The sequence below is a fragment of the Xaviernesmea oryzae genome, from assembly GCF_900109605.1.
Taxonomy (GTDB): domain Bacteria; phylum Pseudomonadota; class Alphaproteobacteria; order Rhizobiales; family Rhizobiaceae; genus Xaviernesmea; species Xaviernesmea oryzae.
In genome coordinates, this window is sequence record NZ_FOAM01000012.1 from 79,396 (window position 1) to 97,877 (window position 18,482).

Below are 18,482 nucleotides of genomic sequence, written 5' to 3' on the forward strand. Positions count from 1 at the left end.
CCCGGCATGAAAATGCGCTCCGGCCGATTGCCGAAAGCGCCCTGTTTATCCATGTTTTTGATGTCTTGTCGAAGCCACGGCCTTCTCTCGGCCCAGCTCTCCGACGATGCATGAACCCTACCAAAGCACCGTCACGCCGTCAAGGACTATTTTCCTATTTAGTGTTTTTTTCGAACAAGCGCGATACCATGCCGGACAGCGCAACGGCAGATGGAGGGCGATTGGGAGGGTGAGGTCTGGGACAATAAGAGGCGCAACTGCGCGAAAAGCCGCAGTCGGGCCGGGGTCCTTGGAGAACACCGGCCCGCTGTGCATGTCTCCGGATATCCTCCGTGCGGGCGGAGAAGGGACGTGCCGGAAAGCGCCATGCGGGGTGCGCGTGGAAACGGGGTCGTGTCGGCGGCGGTCCGTTTCCAGCGGCGCAGGATGACCCTAGGCCGCTTGTGCGCCGCCTTCAAATGAAAGATCGGTAATGTTCGCCCTACCGTTCTACCCCAGCTCAGGCCCGCATCATCCGGCCTTTGATCTTGCCCCTCGCGCGCTAGATGCGCATGCTCATGGCCGCCGTCTCGACCCGCCGCCAGACGCTGTGCTTCGAGAGCTCCTACGGTGCTCTTGAGGCCTAGTGCCAGTGGCTGTCGACAGGGCGGATCAAGCGAAAGGAAGCCCTGCCATGTCCCTGCCCACCCAGATGCGCTTCGTCGATCTTCCCACGCCCGGCGGACCGGACAATCTGGTGATTGCCACCGGCCCGCTGCCGACGCTGGGGCCGGAGGATCTCCTGATCCGCGTCGAGGCCGCCGGTATCAACCGGCCGGATGTGATGCAGCGCAAGGGGCTCTATCCGCCACCGAAGGGCGCAAGCCCGATCCTCGGCCTGGAAGTCGCGGGCGAGGTCGTCGCCCTGGGCGAGCGCGCCGAGGGCTTTGCGATCGGCGACCGGGTCACGGCGCTGGCCAATGGCGGCGGCTATGCCGAATATTGCGCCGTGCCGGCCACCCAGGCACTGCCCGTTCCCGGCGGGCTCGATAGCGCCACGGCCGCCGCCATTCCCGAAACCTTCTTCACCGTCTGGGCCAATGTCTTCCAGATGGCCGATCTGGTCGAAGGCGAGACCTTACTCGTCCATGGCGGCTCCAGCGGCATCGGCACCACCGCGATCCAGCTTGCCAGCGCCTTTGGCGCGCAGGTCTTCGTGACGGCTGGCACGTCGGAGAAATGCGAGGCCTGCCTCGGCCTCGGCGCCAAGCGCGCCATCAACTATCGCGAGGAGGATTTCCATGCGGTGGTGATGGAGGAGACCAAGGGGCGCGGTGTCGATGTGATCCTCGACATGATCGGCGCGCGCTATTTCGAGCGCAACATCCAGTCCCTGGCGCTCGACGGGCGGTTGTCGATGATCGCCTTTCTTGGTGGGGCAACCGCCGAGCAGGTGCCGTTGACGCCGATCATGACCAAACGGCTGCGCATCATGGGCTCCGCGCTGCGCCCGCGAACGGCCACCGAGAAGCAGGCGATCCGCGACGACCTAATCGACGACGTCTGGCCGCTTCTCGAAGCGGGCGAGGTCGGCCCCGTGCTCCACGCCGTCCTGCCCTTCGAGCAGGTGGCGGAAGCGCACCGGTTGATGGAGAATGGCGACCATATCGGCAAGATCGTCGTGACCTTGTAGCCGCACCAGCCACCGCCCACCGTGAAGAAAAAAACGGCGGCTTTGCAAAAGCTCTTGTAATCCCGCTGTAAACAGCTACCTTTATCTCATCGTCAACGTAGAGAAAGGAAGGTGATCCAATGTCGAGTGAGATTTCGGTCTTCGGTTCGGGCATGGGAAACGTGGTGAAGACAGCGAGGCAGCCCTCGCGCTAAGCCCGCCTTCCGCAAGACAAGCAGTGCTGATGCGCGTTTGTCTTGACCTGAACTGAACCAAACTCATGGAAAGGGTCGCTCGCGCGACCCTTTTTCCGTTTTACTTTATTTTTACTTTTGAAGGATCGGTGAGACGGAGCCGTGCCGCTCAACTTATTGCCGGCGGGCAAGCCCGTTTGATCCTAAGGGTGCCTATCAGCGAGACGGATCACATGCCCGACGCGCTGATGCAGGTCAGCACCGCCGAATAATGCACGGCGGCCGCGGCGACCACGAAGCCGTGCCAGATCGCGTTCTGGAAGCGCAGCTTCTCCCAGACATGAAAGATGACGCCGAAGGAATAGATCAGCCCGCCAATGACGATCAGCACCATGGTCGCCAAGGGCAGACGGCCGATCAGCGGCTCCGCCGCCACGACGCCGCTCCAGCCCATGGCCAGATAAAGCAGGATGGCCAGCCGGTCGAAGCGGCCGGGAAAGGCGCATTTGAGAAAGACCCCGAAGGCGGCGATCAGCCAGATGCCGATCAGCATGGTGAACAGGAAGGGACTGTCCCAGCCCTGCTGCAGGAAGGGCGTATAGGTCGCCGCGATCAGCACGAAGATGGCAGAATGATCCACCCGGCGCAAAAACCATTTGGTCCGCGAAACCGGATAGAGATTGTAGAGAAACGAGATGGACAGCGTCAGGACCAGCCCCGCGCCATAGATGCAGGCGGCGGCAAGCTGGCCGGTGGTGGCAAACAGAGCGGCATAGAAGATCAGCGCGGTAACGCCGACCAGGGCCAGCGCCAGGCCGATGCCATGGACGATGCCATCGGCGATCAGCTCTGCCGTATCATAGCTCCATTTTACGCCCGGAACATGCATGCGTCGCCCTCATTGCGCCTGCTTCGCCCGCAGCATGCCAGAGGCTGCGAGCGGATGGAACCGCCAAAAAGCAGCGGCGTCCCGCAACGTCTCACTTGAAGCGGGCCGCGATCCTTCAGATTTGCTCCCGCGCCTTACGGCTGTGTTTTGCCGCATGTCGTTGTCGCCAAACCGCTGCACGCTTTTACGCGACATGCCCTAGCGGTCGATCAAGACGGCACTGTGGCAATGAGCGGCCACGCGGCTGGCCGTGGAGCCGATGAAGTAATCGCTGAGGCCAGGCTGATGCGAGGCGATGATCACCAGATCGGCCTTTTCGGTTTCGGCCAGCTCCATGATGCGGCCGGAGGCGCCGCCGACCTCGATCAGCACCCGGCCGGGCACATTGTATTTCTGCTTGAGCGCATCGAGCGTGCGCTCGGCATGGCGAATGGAATCGTCCAGCATCTGCTGCGGAAAGTCGACGATCATATAGCCTTGGGCATAGGCGTTGAGATCCTCCACCACGTTGAGCATCAGGATTTCGCCGCCTGCGTCGAGCAGCGACAGCGCGCGCTTGAGCGTCGCCTCACCCTGGGGCACGCGGTCCATGGCGATGGGAACGATGATTTTCTTATACATGACTTTCTCCTTGGCTGCTTCGACGGCCTCAGGATCGAAATCGGCGCATGGCGCTGCCTGCGCCATGGCCATTCGGCCCCGACGTCTGACGTTCAATATAGTGCAATTGCGACGACCTCGCCTTGATCAGGATCAAAAGCGCACGCGGGAGTAAGGCAAAGACGCGGGCGCAACGTAAGGAATACTTTAAATATTGAATCATAGTGTAATGTCTGACTTCCCAATCTCGGGCGTCGTCATTCGATTATCCGCGATCTCGGGGGCTTATCCGATGCGCAACCTGAAAATTTCCCAGCAGCTTCTCCTCCTCGTGGCCGGGCTGATCCTGGCCTTCGGCGTCGCCATGGGTCTTCAGCTGAAATCCTCTTCCGACGCGCTCTATACCGAGCGCTACGAGATGCTGCGCACCGAGGTGGAAAGCGCGCTGTCCGTTCTCCAGCAATATTATCAGCGCCAGCAGGCCGGCGAGCTGAGCGAGGCCGACGCCAAGGCGCAGGCCTTCGCGCTGCTGAACGGCATGAAATACAATCCGGACGGCTATTTCTTCGGCTATGACTACGACGTCAGGATGATGTTTCATTATGACGCCAGCAAGGTCGGCCAGGATTTGAAGAACAAGCCGGACCCGACGGGCCATCTCTACCGCGAAGAGCTGGTGAAGCTCGCGCGCGCCGGCGGCGGCCGGACGGATTTCTACGGGCCGAAACCCGGCACCGACCAGAAGGAGCTGTTCCGCAAGAGCGCCTATGCGCGCGCCTTCGAGCCTTGGAAGGTCGTGGTCGTCACCGGTCTTTATATCGACGATCTCGATGCGCAGATGCGCGACATGACGATCAAGACGCTCGGCGCCGGCTTTGGCATCCTGCTTCTGGCGATGGCAGCCGCGCTCTATGTGATCAGGGGCATCACCCGGCCGCTGAAGTCCATCCACGATGCGCTGCGCGACGTCGCCGAGGAGGATGTGGCAAGGCCGATCCCGCATGTGGAGATGCGCAACGAAATCGGCCTGATGGCCAAGGCGACGCTGTCGCTCCAGGACAAGATCAAGGAGCGCAACGCGCTGGCCGAAAGCGAAGCGGCGCATCGCGGCGTGGCCAACCAGGAACGCCAGCGCAATCTCGACCAGCAGCGCGAAGAGGCGGAGCTGCAGGCCCGCGTGGTCGCCACGATCGGCCAGACGCTGGAAGGTCTTTCGCAAGGCGACCTGACGGTGCGCTGCGGCGATCTCGGCCAGCGCTACCAGCCGCTGCGCGAGAATTTCAACAACGCGCTCGGCAAGCTCGAAGGTGCGATGATCCACGTCAGCGGTCGCGGCCACGATATCGGTCTCAGCAAGGACGAGATCCGCAACGCCTCCAACGAGCTGGCCCAGCGCACCGAGCGACAGGCCGCCAGCCTGGAGGAAACCTCGGCCGCGCTGGACGAGCTTGGTGTCACCGTGCGCCACACGGCCGAAGGCGCGGGCGAGGCTGCGCGCAAGGTGCATGCGGTGAGCGAGGAAGCCTCGCGCAGCGACAGCATCGTCATGCGGGCGATTGCCGCGATGTCGAGCATCGAGGCCTCGTCCTCGGAGATCGGCAAGATCATCGGCGTGATCGACGAGATCGCCTTCCAGACCAATCTTCTGGCGCTGAACGCCGGTGTGGAAGCCGCGCGTGCGGGCGAAAGCGGCAAGGGCTTCGCCGTGGTGGCGCAGGAGGTGCGCGAGCTTGCCCAACGCTCGGCCGCCGCCGCCAAGGAAATCAAGGCGCAGATCGCGCGTTCGGCCGGCGAGGTTGGCGAGGGTGTGCGGCTGGTGGGCGAAGCGGGCGATGCCCTGAAGCGCATTGCCGGCCAGATCGACGAGACGCGCCATATCGTCCAGTCGATCGCCGACAGCGCCGGCGAGCAGAACACGACGCTGCGCGCCATCAACGAGACGCTGAACCAGCTCGACAGCACGACCCAGCAGAACGCCGCCATGGCCGAGGAAACCACAGCCTCCGTGCAGGTTCTGGCCAGCGACACCGACGAGCTCCTGCACCTGATCGCCGCCTTCCGCGTCAGCCGGCAGGCCGCACCAGCCGCCGAGCCAGCGGCCTGGCGCATGGCGGGATAGAGCCTTTAGGAAGACAGGCTGGCAGCCTGCGTCAACAGCGGCTGAACGCTGCATCGCCAGCCTGGCCTCTTTCGCCGAGGCCGTTGCAGGCCCTATCTTGAGCGCAACGGGCGCAAGGCGCCCGCAGCGGCCGGCAACCGGCCGATGCTCCGGAGACCGACCGCATGTCCGCATCGCCTTCCTCGTCTTTTTCTCCCGCCACGCCCGATCACGCGACACGCATGCCTGTCTTTATCGAGCATGCGCAACTGAAGGTGCGCGACCTGCCTGTGGTCTCCGCCTGGTATCAGCGCATGCTCGGCCTCTCCGCGATCGAGACGAGCGCCAGCGGTCACACGCTCGGCGTCGACGGCGTGCCGCTTCTGACGCTGACGACGGCAACGGATGTCGCGGCCGGCGCGCCGCGGGCGCCGGGCCTGTTTCACAATGCCTTTCTGGTGCCCGACCGGGCGGCGCTCGGCCGCTGGCTTGCCCATGCCGCCCATGAAGGCGTCGTGCTGCAGGGCGCATCGGACCATCTGGTGAGCGAGGCGATCTATCTGGCCGATCCCGAGGGTAACGGCATCGAGGTCTATCGCGACAGGCCCCGCATGGCCTGGTCCTATCAGGAGGATGGCAAGGTCGGCATGGCGACGCTGCCGCTCGACCTGCAGGCGCTCTATGACGAGGCGCCCAAGGGCGGCTTTGCCGGCATGGCGCCGGGCACGCGGCTCGGCCATCTGCATCTGCAGGTGACGGCTCTGCCGGAGGCCGACCAGTTCTTCCGCGAAATCCTCGGCCTCGACCTGATGACGACCTATCCCGGCGCGCATTTCTATGCGTCAGGGCAATATCATCACCATGTGGCCGCCAATATCTGGAATTCGCGCGGCGTTGCGCGGCGGGACGAAAAGGCGGCGGGGCTGACCGACTACGCCATCCGCTTCAACGATCCGGCCCGGCTTACCCAGGCCCTTGCCACGCTCGACCGGCTGGAACTGCCGGTGGAGCGCGGGAGCGACTGGGCACGGCTGACCGACCCCTGGGGCATGCGCCTCACCGTGTCGGCCTGAGCGGCCGGAGGACTTCGCCAGAGCGAGCGACTTGCGTGGAGTCCTGTGAGCCGACATCGGCTTGAGGCTCTGGGGCTAAGCTTTGAACGAAACCTCCGCCCGGCGATCACGGCAGCCGCACGACCAGCCCGACCAGGCGGGACACCAGCGGACGAACGGTCAGCACCGCGAGGAAGGCCGTGGGTGCGGCGAGCTGGTAGGAGGCCAGCACGCGGGCGGGATAGCCGGCATCGATGCCGCTATTGGCGCCGACGATCACCGCCGACATGATCATGGCCATGATCGCGGCCATGAAGAAGGCGAAGGCATAGGGCAGCATGCGCGGCGGCAGTTTCGGCAGACGATGCGCGCGGGCGCGGGCAGTGGCGATAGTCTCAGTCATGGCAAAACCTCTTGTTCGATCTCAGGGATGAGGCGGCCTGCGGCGTCCGGGCATGGCGGGATCCTGTCCCGGTTCGTTTCCTCGGCAGCGGCGTCTTCATCCGTTGGTCAAGGATATAGCCGGATGCGGTCGCAAGCAGTAGCCACGCCTAGGTTCACTCATTATAAAGAGAATCTTACGACTGGTGTCTCCTGTCGAACTGGTGAGCTCCCTTGAGGTTCGCCGCCGAGCGGCGTGTTCAAGCCTCTTCGGCATGAACGGACCCGGTGCGGGTGGACAACGGCGATCTTGCCCGGCCTGCGAGGAGAGATCATGCCGACAAGGCGGATGCGATGGCTGACAGGAAGCGAGCATGGACAATCTTCGCCAGGTGGAATGTTTCGTACGCGCGGCCGAGCTTGGCAGCATCGCGGCCGCTGCCCGCAAGCTCGGCATCACGCCGGCCGCTGCCAGTCAGAACATTGCACGGCTGGAGAAGGCGCTGGGCACGCGGCTGATGCGGCGCACCACCCGCGCCTTGGCGCTGACGGAAAGCGGGCGGGTTTATCTGGAGCGCGTGGCGCCGCTTCTCGATGCATTGGAGCGAGCGGGCGAGGCGGTGCTGGCTATCAATGCACGTCCACAGGGGCCGCTGAAGATCGCCTGCTCGGTCGCCTTCGGGCGTTATGTCATTGCTGGCCTGCTGCCGCGCTTCCTCGCCGCCTATCCTGAAATTTCGGTCGAGCTGGCGCTCGGTGACATCGTCGTCGATCACCTGAGCGACGACGTCGATATCTCCATCCGATTTCAGAACCAGCTGGAGCCGGGACTGATTTCGCGCAAGCTGCTCTCCGTCCCGCTCTATATCGTCGCCGCGCCGGCCTATCTCGCCCGCGCCGGCACGCCACCCACACCCGAGGCGTTGAAAGAGCATGATTGCCTGGCCTTTCGCTTTGCCCGCGATGGAAGGCTCCTGCCATGGGGTTTCATCCGTGACGGCGCGCGGTTCGAGCCGCCGCTGAGGCCCAAGATCATCGCCAACGATATCGATACGCTGGCCACGCTGGCCCTATCCGGCATGGGCATTACCCGGCTCGGCGCCTTCATCGCCGATCCGCTGCTGGCCCAAGGCCGGCTCGTCTCGCTGTTCGAGCGCCCGGCAGACAAGGCGCGGCAGGCGGCCGGAAGCCAGCTATCCTTCGCCGATCCCGAGCCGTTGGACATCTATGTCTGCGTGGTCGACCGCCTGGCGGAAACGCCGAAGATCCGCGCCTTCATCGATTTTGCGGTGGCCGCGCTGAAAGGGCCGTGGCCGCCGGCAAGCTTCACCCCGCGCGATTGGCGTGCCTGAGCCGGCGCGCGCATGGCCGACTTCGCGCTTGATCGCCCCCTCCCCGACCTCTATCTCTGGCGCGACCCTTTTGATCCGCGATTTCGGAGATGCTCCTTGGCCCTGTTTTCCTCCCTGCCGCCCGCCCCGATCGCCCCGAAGAAGCCGGTGACCGATACGCATCATGGCATCACCCGCACGGACGACTATGCCTGGCTGCGCGCGGACAACTGGCAGGCCATGTTCAAGGATCCCTCGATCCTCGATCCCGAAATCCGCACCCATCTGGAGGCAGAGAACCGCTATCAGAAGGCGGCAATGGCCGATACCGAAGCGCTGCAGAAGCAGCTTTTCGCCGAGATGCGCGGCCGCATCAAGGAGGATGACAGCTCCATTCCGGTCAAGGACGGCCCCTTTGCCTATGGCACCTCCTTCGTCACCGGCGGCGAGCATCCGCGCTTCTTCCGCACGCCGCGCGAAGGCGGCGCCGAAACCCTGCTGCTCGACGGCGACAAGGAAGCCGCCGGCAAGGCCTATTTCCAGCTCGGCGGGCTCGATCATTCCAGCGACCACAGCCTCGGTATCTGGGGCTATGACGACAAGGGCTCGGAATTTTATACGCTGAGGGTGCGCGACCTCGAAACCGGCGAGGATCTGGCCGACCGGATCGAGAACACCGGCGGCGGCGGCGTTTTCGCGCCCGATGGCAAGAGCTTCTTCTACACGGTGCTGGACGACAACCATCGCCCCTCGCGCATCTATCATCACCTCATCGGCACGCCGCAGTCGGAGGATCGGCTCGTCTATGAGGAGGAGGATGCCGGCTTCTTCATGGGCGTTGGCGGGTCCTCGCTCGACGATTTCATCTTCATCGACATCCACGACCACGAGACCAGCGAATATTGGCTGATCCCGACCTCCGACCTGACGGCCGCGCCGCAGCTGGTCGCTGAGCGCGAGACCGGCATCGAATATGACATGACCGAGGGCGGCGATGTCTTCTACATCCTTACCAATGCCGATGGCGCCAAGGACTTCAAGATCGTCGAGACGCCGGTCACCGCGCCGGGCCGGGAGAACTGGCGCGATGTCGTGCCCCACCGTCCGGGCACGCTGATCCTGGGCCACGAGGCCTATGCCCGCCATCTCGTCTGGCTGGCGCGCGAAAACGGCCTGCCGCAGATCCGCGTCCGCGATCGCAAGAGCGGCGACGAGCACGCCATCGCCTTTGCCGAGGAAGCCTATTCGCTCAGCCTGCATGGCGCGGCGGAATATGACACGGATGTGATCCGCTTCTCCTATTCCTCGATGACTACGCCCTCGCAGCTCTTCGAATATGACATGGCAACGCGCGAACGCCGGCTGTTGAAGACGCAGGAAGTCCCGTCCGGCCATAAGATAGACGACTATGTCACCCGCCGCGTCTTCGCCCCCGCTTGGGACGGCGAAAGCGTGCCGGTGACGCTGCTCTATCGCAAGGATACGCCGCTCGACGGGTCGGCGCCCTGTCTGCTCTATGGCTATGGCGCCTATGGCATGACCATTCCCGCCGGCTTCAACACCAGCTGCCTCTCGCTGGTCGATCGCGGCTTTATCTATGCCATCGCCCATATCCGCGGCGGCAAGGACAAGGGCTTCGCCTGGTACGAAAACGGCAAGATGGCCAAGAAGACCAACAGCTTCAAGGATTTCATCGCCAGTGCCGATCATCTGGTGGCGCAAGGCTTCACCGCTTACGACCGCATCATTGCGGAAGGCGGCTCGGCCGGCGGCATGCTGATGGGCGCGGTCGCCAATATGGCGCCGGAAAAATTCGCCGGCATCATCGCCGCCGTGCCCTTTGTCGATGTGCTGACCACCATGCTCGACGACACGCTGCCGCTCACCCCGCCGGAATGGCCGGAATGGGGCAATCCGATCGAGAGCGAAGAGTTCTACAAGATCATCGCCAGCTATTCTCCTTACGACAATGTCGAGGCCAAGCCCTATCCGGTGATCCTGGCGATCGCGGGCCTCACCGATCCACGCGTCACCTATTGGGAGCCGGCCAAATGGGTGGCCAAGCTGCGCGAGAAATCAACGAGCGGCGCGCCGGTGCTGCTGAAGACCAATATGGACGCCGGCCATGGCGGCGCATCCGGCCGCTTCCAGCGCCTGGAAGAAATCGCCTTCGAATATGCCTTCGCTCTGAAGATGGCGGGCAGGATGGTCTGATCCCAGATCTGAAAACTGCTTCGCGATGTCATGAGCGTGCTCGCAGACCGGTAGAGCCCTCACCGTAACGATTTTTGGGCTTGGCGGCCCCCTCATCCGCCTGCCGGCACCTTCTCCCCGATGGGGAGAAGAGACCAAGGCGATAGCGTGGCGCCTCACTCGAGCGCTGAGAAAAAGCTATATCCGGTTTCGCGGCAGCGGAGGTGGCATCGGACGGCGTCCTGATGTCTCTTTTCCCCATCGGGGAGAAGGTGGCCCGAAGGGTCGGATGAGGGGGACGCCAAGCCGTGAAACCTTTGTGTCATGCACCCGGAATCGTAAGCAGTCCGATGCTTTAGTTTTTGGTTTTGCATCGGATTTTTCCGAACATCGCTTCCCATTTTTCGGTCCGACGCTTTGGACGCTGGCGCCAAGCTGGAGCCAGGCTCACGCGCGGCCAGAGCCCGCCTTGTCCTTTTTAAGGATTGGGTTAGGTTAACCTCCCGTTAACCATTCTCCGCCATAAAAGCAGGCAGCAGACCCGGCGAATCGCTTCGATCACCGCCGGTCACAGGGCCTCTCTGGAGGCCTTGAACGCAGGCTTGCCCTTGGGCATGGCGGGGTTCGGCACGAAAAAACGCTGCCGATCCCGTGAATTGCGCGTGGACGCACAACCACGCAAGCTCCGCACAAGCTGGGTGTATCAGCCTTTCCTTGGAAAAGGAGGGTTCGCCCATGCGGATCGAAAGTCAATCCATACCTGCGCGTGCCTTGCTTGCACCGACGCCCGAAGCCGCGGCGTCCGTTTCGATCTCCGTTCAGGCGGGCGTGGCCCGCTATGCGGCGGCGCCGCCGCTGCCAGTGGCCAGCCCCTCCTCGCGCCTGTCGAGCGCGCTGTTCGACATGCAGGTCAGGCAACAGTTCGGCGGAGAGGATACGGAGGCCGACAGCCACACTTTTTCGCGCACCGAACACGACTATATGGACTGGTCGAAGAAATCGCTGGCCGAGAAGATCCGCGCCCAGGTCCTCGAGGAAAACGGCCTGACCGAGGAAAGCCTGCGCATGCTGCCGGAAGACAAGCAGCATGAGATCCTCGACGAGATCAAGGAGCGCATCCGTCTGGCCCAGACGGCCAATCCGCGCAGCCAGACCGCCACAGCCGCCAAGGCCGAGCTTGAAACCGGGCCGGCACTCGCCGCCATCATGACCCTGCTCGACCATCCGGGCTTCGCCACAGCGGCTTAAGGTTTCCGCACGAGGCGCGCCTGGACATCAGCCGATCCGTGTCGATCGCCGCGATTGTTTAAAGCTTGATCGCCGCCGGCCCATCATGTCCCCCGATCCGGCAGAAGGACGAAAAGGCCTCGAGAAACTGCTCGGCGACCGGCCTTTGATCCGGCGCCTGAACGCGGGCGCGGATGGCTTCGGGCGTTTGCTGCATGACCGGCAGCCGGAAGAACAGCGTCTCGTTGAAATTCACACTCACCGTCGAGAGCACCAGCCGCAGTGCTGCCAGCATGTCGTCACCCCGGTGCGAGGCATGGACCAGCGCAATCGGCTTGCCAACGATCTGCTCGCCGGAGACCAGCCAATCGATCGCGTTTTTCAAGCCGCCGGGAATGCCGCGAATATATTCCGGACTACAGATCAGCAGCCCGTCGCTCTCGGCAATGCGCTGCATGAAATCGTCCACGGATGCGGGCCGCGCCGGCCCTTCCAGATCTGCGGAAAAAACGGGCAGATCCCCGATGCCATCAAAGACATCCAGGGTGATATGGCCGGGCGCCACGCCTTGCAGCGCTACAAGCAGCGCCGTGTTGGTGGACAGCCGCCGCGCGCTGCCGGAAATGGCCAAGAGCTTCATTGCTTCACGCTATCGCCGCGTGCGTGAGGGCGCAATGGCAAGGCCGTATCAGGGTTGCCAGTTCGGGCGGTGTGAAGGGTCAAGGCGGCGATCCGTGAAGAAGGCGGCGCTGATGAATGCCAGGTGCGTCAGCGCCTGGGGAAAATTGCCGAGCTGCTGGCCGCGCACGTCCTGTTCCTCGGCAAAGAGGCCGAGCGTGTTGGCGTAGCGCATGCCCTTGGCGAGCGTCAGTTGCGCCTCGTCGGCACGGCCGGCGCGGGCCAGGCACTCCGCATACCAGAAGGTGCAGGTGGTAAAAGCGCCCTCCGTGCCATTCAGTCCGTCCGTCGTGCGATAGCGATAGACGAGCCCGTCGTCGCAAAGCTGATCGCGGATCGCATCCAGCGTTTTCAGCCAGACCGGATCGGTCGACGACACGAAGCGCATGAGCGGCATCATCAGGAGAGAGGCGTCGAGCTCCGTGCCACCTTGCTCCTGAACGAAATAGCCGTGCTCGGGATGGCGGAAGTTCTCCCAGACATCGGCGTTGATGGCATCGCGGCACTCCGCCCAGCGCACGATCGGCGCCGGCAGCGAGCGTTTCTTGGCAAGCCGGATCGCCCGGTCGAGCGCCACCCAGCACATGACGCGCGAATGCAGGAAGTGGCGCGGTTGTGAGCGCATTTCCCAAATACCCGCATCCGGCTGCTGCCAGTGCGCGATCACATATTCGACAATGTGACTGACATGCTGCCAGCCATTGTGGCTGATTGCCTCGCCATATTTATTGGAGAGATAGACGCTGTCCATCAGCTCTCCGAAAATGTCGAGCTGGGTCTGCACATTCGCGCCATTGCCGATGCGCACGGGCCGGCTGTTCGCATAGCCTGCCAGATGGGTCAGCTCCTCCTCGTCCCTGGCCTCGGATCCGTCGATCGCATACATGATGCGCAGCGGATGATCCGCGTTCGATGCCATGACGCGCTGGCCTGCCCAACGGCCGAAATGCCGCGCTTCCTCCAGAAAGCCGAGCCGCATGAAGGCATAGACCGTGAAGGAGGCATCGCGGATCCAGGTTGCGCGATAATCCCAGTTGCGGCCGGCTCCGATGGCCTCGGGCAGCGAGAATGTGGCGGCAGCGGCAATCGAACCATGCTCGCGCGAGGTGAGCAGCTTCAAGGCCAGAGCCGAGCGCAGGACCTGCTCGCGCCAGCGGCCCCGATAGGTGGCTTTCGCCGCCCAGCCTCGCCAGGCCGCCGTGGTTTCCGCAATTTCGGCGGAGATCATCGCATCGTCGGACAGGACAAGATCATCGCCCCCGAGCGTAAACCAGGCCGTCTGCCCGGCCGAAAGGTCGAATGTCGCGACCGCCGCGCCGTCCTCGCAGCCCAGAGGCACCGACGCGAAGAGCCGCATCGTCAGGGGTCTTGCCGAGAACTCGACGCCGCTCTGGATCGCGGCAAGGTCGGGGACCGCCCGGGCATAGTCGAAACGCGGCGCGCACCGGATCGTGAAGGAGATCGTTCCCCGCGTCACCGATATCCGGCGAAGGATGCAGCGAGCGCCATGGCCGGGATGAATGCGGGCATCCGGATGCGGCATCAGGTCCATGACCTCCGCGCTGCCGCCATCCGCCATCCACCGGGTGATCAGAACATTCGTCTCTGGCACGTAGAGCTGAAGAACGCGCGAATCGTCCAGCTGCGGGGCAATCGTAAAAGCTCCGCCCTTTTCCGCGTCGAGAAGCTCGGCAAAGACGGTCGGACTGTCAAGCGCCGGCCAGCAGAGATAGTCGAGCGTTCCGTCTTGCGCGATCAGCGCGGCCGTCTCCATGTCGCCGACGATGCCATGCTGGCTGATGGCCCGGTTCGGCTTAACCATTGTCACGGAACTCCGGATAGAGCGACATGCCGCCATCGACGAACAGCGTGGTGCCCGTGACATAGTCAGCCTCGTCAGACGCCAGCCAGACGGCGGCGCGGGACACGTCCTCGGGCTCGCCGATGCGCCCATAGGGGATGAGCCGGAGAAGCTTCGTCAGCGCCTCGTCCGTCTCCCAGGCATCCTTGTTGATCGGCGTGCGGATGGCGCCCGGCGCAATCGCATTGACCCGGATGCCCTCGGCCGCCACTTCCTGGGCGAGCGACCGCGTCAGCATGCGAATGCCGCCCTTGGCCGCCGCATAATTGATGTGGCCGGCCCAGGGGATGATCTCGTGGACGGAGCTCATGGCGATGATGCTGCCGGCGCTGCGGGCCGGCCGCCCCTCCTTCGCCTGCGACCGGAAGCGGCGCACCGCCTCGCGGGCGCAGAGGAACTGGCCGGTGAGGTTGATGTCGATCACCGTGTTCCAGTCTTCGAGCGAAAGCTCGGCAATGCCGGCGTCCTTCTGAACGCCGGAATTGGACACGAGCACATCGACGCGGCCGAACGCCGCGACCGCTTCGTCAAAGAGCCTGACGACATCCTCCTCGCGCGAGACATCGGCCTTCACCGCCCGTGCCCGGCCGCCGGCCCCCTTGATCCTGGCGACCAGATCGTCGGCCGGCTGCTGCTGGGAGCGATAGTTGACGATGACGGCGGCGCCCGCCTGCGCCATCGCCTCGGCAACGGCAATGCCGATCCCGGAGCTGGCGCCGGTGACGATGGCGACATGGTTGCGAAGCGGTTCATGGTTCGATGTCATGGCATGCCTTCTTGCGTTCGCTGGCCATCCGGGGTGACCCCGTTGCCGTGCGGAGGAGATAGGGCTCCGTTTTGCGTAAGAAAGGACAAGCGAAGTGTCGTTCGCCAAGGGCCAAAGCGCAGGGTGCCAATTGTGCGGCTCGGGGGATTGACAACATGTTGTCATGATCCAGGTACGCTTGCATGAAGAGAGACCCTGATTTTCCGCTCGTCCGCAATCTCGTCATTACCCTGTTTGCGACGAACGGGCATTTGATCGACATGGGCAACAGGCTGGTTCGCCCGGCTGGGCTGACCACAGCGTGGTGGCAGGTGATGGGTGCGCTCGGCTATGCGCCGGCGCCGCTCACCGTCGCGCAGATCGCGCGCAATATGGGGCTGACCCGCCAGGGCGTGCAGCGCGTCGTCGATCTCCTGGCCGCCCGTGGCTATGTCGCGCTTGAGCCGAACCCGCATCACCAGCGAGCAAGGCTCGTAGCACTCACCGCCCATGGCCGCGCAGCGCTGGAGGCCGCCGAAGGCGCGGCCGCAGCCGTCGATCAACGCATCATCGAGCGGATCGGCACGGAGCGCCTGGCAACGGCGCTCGCCGTGCTGGGCGAGATGCGCGACCTCATCTTGGAGGAGCTGGCGCAGTCCGCCACGCCCTCGAACGACCCGACACTGTCCATTGAAAATGAGGAATGACCCGCATGTCCCAGAACGCCTTCGACACGGACATCCTGATTGCCGGCAGCGGCCCCGTCGGCCTTGTGCTGGCCTGTGCGCTCGCGCATCACGGGATCGACTTTCGCATCATCGAGCAGCGTCACGCGCCAAAGCCGCATTCGCGGGCCAACAATCTCTGGGCCCGGCCGCAGGAGCTTTTGGCCGGCATCGGCATTCGCGATGCCCTTGCCGAAAAGGCCTATAGCATCACCAGCGTCAGCACGATGATCAACGGGCAGCCGGTCGATCCCGTCGAGATCGCCGATGTCGACAGCCCCTATGGTAAGGTGCTCTACAGCGGGCAGGACATCATCGAAAAGACCCTCACCGCCCAGATCGAAGCGCATGGCGGGCGCGTCGAGCGCGGCCGGCGGCTTGTCAGCTTCGTTCAGGATGCGGACGGGGTGACCGCGACGATCGCCGCCGCGCCCGACGATGAGGAGGATGCCGCGCATGTGGAAAGCGACGGTCCGGTCGAGACGCTGCGGTGCCGCTATCTCGTCGGAGCCGATGGCGGCGACAGCCTGGTGCGCAGCCTCCTCGGGCTCGATTTCGAGCCGGAGAAGCTGCCGAACTGCATGAACCGGCAGGTCGACGCCAAGCTTTCCTGGCGGCGGTCGACGGATTTCGACCAGCTCTGGTTCTTCTACTATCCGAAAGGCTTTTGCGGGGTGCTGCCGGTCTGGGGCGGCTATCATCGCCTGTTCTTCCTCGCCGACGATACCGGCATTCCCGACCGCGATCCGACGCTGGAAGAGATGCAGGCCATTGCCCGCGAGGTGACCGAGGACGAAACGCTGACGCTGACCGATCCGATCTGGCTCACGCACAGCCGGTTCCAGCACGGTGTGGCTGCTCATTATGCGCGCGACAGGGTCTTTCTCGTTGGCGACGCCGGTCATCGCACCCTGCCAATCGGTGGACAGGGCATGAATGCCGGTCTGCATGATGCCGTCGGCCTCGCATGGCGCCTCGCCATGGTGCTGCAGGAACAGGCCATGCCCCCGCTTCTGGATTCCTATGACCAGGAGCGCGGTGGAGAACATCGTGCGCTGGACGACCGCCAGGCCAAGGGTTTCCACAATAGCGTCTATCGCGGCCGGGTGAAGGATGCCGCCATCGACGTCGCGGCCAAGCTTCTGCCAAGCATCGGCACCCTGTTGCAAGGCACCGACGATCTCCAGCAACTGTCGGTCGCCTACCCCGAAAGTCCGCTGAGTGACGATCATCTTCGCGGTCTTGGCGATGTGCTGCATCGTCGCGCGCCGCATGCCGGCGACCGCGCGCCCGACTGCAAGCTTGTGACGGCAGAGGGCGCCTCGACCACGCTTTTCGCGCAGATCACCAATCCCGACGGCATCAGCTGGGGTTGGTCGCTTCTCGCCTTCGACGGACGCAGGGCGGAGGCACTCAGCGCCTTGGAGGCGGCCATCGCCGCGGCCGAGGACTGGAAATGGATACGGCCAAGGCTGGTGCTCGGCGCCGCGTTGCCTGCCTCGGCGAACATCGTCAGCCTGTCGGATCTCGACGATACCGCGCATGCCGCCTATGGCCTGTCGGGAAAGCCGGCCTTGATCCTCATCCGCCCGGATGGGCACATCGCCTTTCGCGGGCCGGCGGACAGGCCGGATCTCTTGAAAGCCTATTGTCAGCGCAACTTCGGCGCGGCGCGATGAGCCGCACCTGGAGCCGGATCATCGGCGTTTGAGGCACGAAGCCGACCATCCGTCGTCGAGCTCGATCAGCTTGCGGCCAGCAACCGGGCGACGGCCTCCATATCGAGCGCCTCGATCAGGCAGCGGTCATAGGGCGTGCCGCCGGTCGTCTGCGCCGCGGCCATCGCGTTCAACACGGCTTCTTCGATGGCCTGCACCGCCGCCTGGTAGACTGGATCGAGCGCGTCGTCATTGATCATGGTCATCGTCAGCATGGGTCCGGCCTTGTGGCGCATCGGATGCTGGTTGGCGGTGGAGAAGGCGAGAAAGATATCACCGGAACTGTTTCCTCCGATCGTTCCGTTGCGGCCGATGCCGATGGCGCCGCGCCGGGCCAGTTTTTGCAGCTGATGCGGGCCCAGCGGCAGATCGGTGGCGAGAACGACGATGATCGAGCCGCGCTCGGCAAGGTCCGGATCCGGCTGGGAAAGCTGCCGGCCGATGGCCCGGCCGGCGATCGTCAGCCAATCGCGCTGGCCGTGATTGGCCTGAACCAATGCGCCCAGCATATAGGGCGACCCGCCGATGGTGATCCGGCGCGAGGCCGTGCCCGTGCCGCCCTTGAACCCATAGGCGATCATGCCCGTGCCGCCGCCGACATTGCCTTCCGCCACGGGGCCGGCCGCCGCGCCGTCGAGGGCCTGGAGAACATGGTCCAGCGTCACGTGCTGGCCATTGATGTCGTTGAGGCGGCCATCATAGGTCTCGGCCACGACCGGCAGGATCCAGAGCGCGTCGTCGCCCTCATAGGTGCTGGCATAGCGGTCGAGCATCCAGCGCACCGCGCCGTGATGCGCGATCCCGACGCTGTGGGTGTTGGTGATCAGCACGGGACCGAGGAAATAGCCACCATCCTCGATCCAGTGCGACCCGGTCATCTCGCCATTGCCGTTGAACCGGTGGATGCCGGCGAAGACCGGAATGGGCTCGGCGGCGGCGGCATGCGGCAGGATCGCCGTCACCCCGGTGCGCACCGGCAGGCGTCGGCCGGGCCGAGGTGTCTCCTCCCTCACGGTGGAAAAGCCGACATGAATACCCGGCACATCGGTGAGTGCGTTCAAAGGCCCCGGCGTTCCCTCGAAGGGGATGCCGAAATCGCGGGCCCGGCGGGCGGGATTGGCGGGTTCTGTTGTCATCAA

General features: G+C 64.2%; 15 protein-coding genes. 8 read left to right on the forward strand and 7 right to left on the reverse strand.

The annotated features are described in order from the left end of the window. Positions 1 to 673: 673 nt before the first annotated feature. On the forward strand, positions 674 to 1,672 hold the full coding sequence (locus BMX61_RS15720; RefSeq protein ID WP_075626145.1) for an NAD(P)H-quinone oxidoreductase: 999 nt from the start codon (positions 674 to 676) through the stop codon (positions 1,670 to 1,672). Between the two features lie 402 nt (positions 1,673 to 2,074). On the opposite strand, the gene trhA is transcribed toward BMX61_RS15720, so the two are convergent. Beyond that, positions 2,075 to 2,734 (reverse strand): PAQR family membrane homeostasis protein TrhA, encoded by a 660-nt coding sequence (gene trhA / locus BMX61_RS15725; protein ID WP_075626144.1) that lies wholly within the window; start codon positions 2,732 to 2,734, stop codon positions 2,075 to 2,077. A gap of 198 nt (positions 2,735 to 2,932) precedes the next feature. Next, complete coding sequence (locus tag BMX61_RS15730) at positions 2,933 to 3,355, reverse strand: universal stress protein (RefSeq protein ID WP_075626216.1); 423 nt, start codon at positions 3,353 to 3,355, stop codon at positions 2,933 to 2,935. A gap of 271 nt (positions 3,356 to 3,626) precedes the next feature. Here BMX61_RS15730 and BMX61_RS15735 point away from each other — a divergent pair, with 271 nt between their 5' ends. Further along, a complete protein-coding gene (locus BMX61_RS15735) occupies positions 3,627 to 5,453 on the forward strand; it encodes a methyl-accepting chemotaxis protein (RefSeq protein WP_075626215.1) in 1,827 nt (608 codons plus the stop codon). A 164-nt stretch (positions 5,454 to 5,617) separates the two neighbouring features. Next, positions 5,618 to 6,505 (forward strand): VOC family protein, encoded by an 888-nt coding sequence (locus BMX61_RS15740; RefSeq protein ID WP_075626143.1) that lies wholly within the window; start codon positions 5,618 to 5,620, stop codon positions 6,503 to 6,505. A 106-nt stretch (positions 6,506 to 6,611) separates the two neighbouring features. Here the strand turns inward: BMX61_RS15740 and BMX61_RS15745 are convergent, their stop codons facing one another. Further along, positions 6,612 to 6,887 carry a DUF2798 domain-containing protein gene (locus BMX61_RS15745; RefSeq protein WP_075626142.1) on the reverse strand — a complete coding sequence of 92 codons (276 nt, stop codon included), beginning with the start codon at positions 6,885 to 6,887 and terminating at the stop codon, positions 6,612 to 6,614. A 352-nt stretch (positions 6,888 to 7,239) separates the two neighbouring features. Here BMX61_RS15745 and BMX61_RS15750 point away from each other — a divergent pair, with 352 nt between their 5' ends. From BMX61_RS15750 to BMX61_RS15760, 3 genes are all read left to right on the forward strand, one after another. Then, positions 7,240 to 8,217 carry a LysR family transcriptional regulator gene (locus BMX61_RS15750; protein ID WP_075626141.1) on the forward strand — a complete coding sequence of 326 codons (978 nt, stop codon included), beginning with the start codon at positions 7,240 to 7,242 and terminating at the stop codon, positions 8,215 to 8,217. A 96-nt stretch (positions 8,218 to 8,313) separates the two neighbouring features. Continuing rightward, positions 8,314 to 10,410 carry a S9 family peptidase gene (locus BMX61_RS15755; RefSeq protein WP_075626214.1) on the forward strand — a complete coding sequence of 699 codons (2,097 nt, stop codon included), beginning with the start codon at positions 8,314 to 8,316 and terminating at the stop codon, positions 10,408 to 10,410. Between the two features lie 714 nt (positions 10,411 to 11,124). After that, the gene (locus BMX61_RS15760; protein ID WP_075626140.1) at positions 11,125 to 11,637 is read left to right on the forward strand and encodes a hypothetical protein; all 513 of its coding nucleotides are present in this window, start codon (positions 11,125 to 11,127) and stop codon (positions 11,635 to 11,637) included. A gap of 58 nt (positions 11,638 to 11,695) precedes the next feature. Here the strand turns inward: BMX61_RS15760 and BMX61_RS15765 are convergent, their stop codons facing one another. The 3 genes from BMX61_RS15765 to BMX61_RS15775 are packed head-to-tail and all read right to left on the reverse strand — an operon-like array spanning position 11,696 to position 14,921. Continuing rightward, a complete protein-coding gene (locus BMX61_RS15765) occupies positions 11,696 to 12,256 on the reverse strand; it encodes an NADPH-dependent FMN reductase (RefSeq protein ID WP_075626139.1) in 561 nt (186 codons plus the stop codon). 48 nt (positions 12,257 to 12,304) lie between these two features. Beyond that, entirely contained in the window at positions 12,305 to 14,116 is a 1,812-nt protein-coding gene (locus BMX61_RS15770) for a glycoside hydrolase family 15 protein (RefSeq protein ID WP_075626138.1), read from the reverse strand. Further along, positions 14,109 to 14,921 carry an SDR family oxidoreductase gene (locus tag BMX61_RS15775; protein WP_075626137.1) on the reverse strand — a complete coding sequence of 271 codons (813 nt, stop codon included), beginning with the start codon at positions 14,919 to 14,921 and terminating at the stop codon, positions 14,109 to 14,111. Before BMX61_RS15775 ends, BMX61_RS15770 begins: the two co-directional genes overlap by 8 nt. Positions 14,922 to 15,103: 182 nt before the next feature. On the opposite strand from BMX61_RS15775, the gene BMX61_RS15780 reads away from it, so the two are divergent. Both BMX61_RS15780 and BMX61_RS15785 read left to right on the forward strand, forming a co-directional pair. After that, positions 15,104 to 15,607: a MarR family winged helix-turn-helix transcriptional regulator gene (locus BMX61_RS15780; RefSeq protein WP_075626136.1), complete on the forward strand. Its 504-nt coding sequence runs from the start codon at positions 15,104 to 15,106 to the stop codon at positions 15,605 to 15,607. A 5-nt stretch (positions 15,608 to 15,612) separates the two neighbouring features. Continuing rightward, on the forward strand, positions 15,613 to 17,304 hold the full coding sequence (locus BMX61_RS15785; RefSeq protein ID WP_234794709.1) for an FAD-dependent monooxygenase: 1,692 nt from the start codon (positions 15,613 to 15,615) through the stop codon (positions 17,302 to 17,304). 65 nt (positions 17,305 to 17,369) lie between these two features. On the opposite strand, the gene BMX61_RS15790 is transcribed toward BMX61_RS15785, so the two are convergent. Beyond that, positions 17,370 to 18,479 carry a DmpA family aminopeptidase gene (locus tag BMX61_RS15790; RefSeq protein ID WP_075626134.1) on the reverse strand — a complete coding sequence of 370 codons (1,110 nt, stop codon included), beginning with the start codon at positions 18,477 to 18,479 and terminating at the stop codon, positions 17,370 to 17,372. Between the last annotated feature and the right edge of the window lie 3 nt (positions 18,480 to 18,482).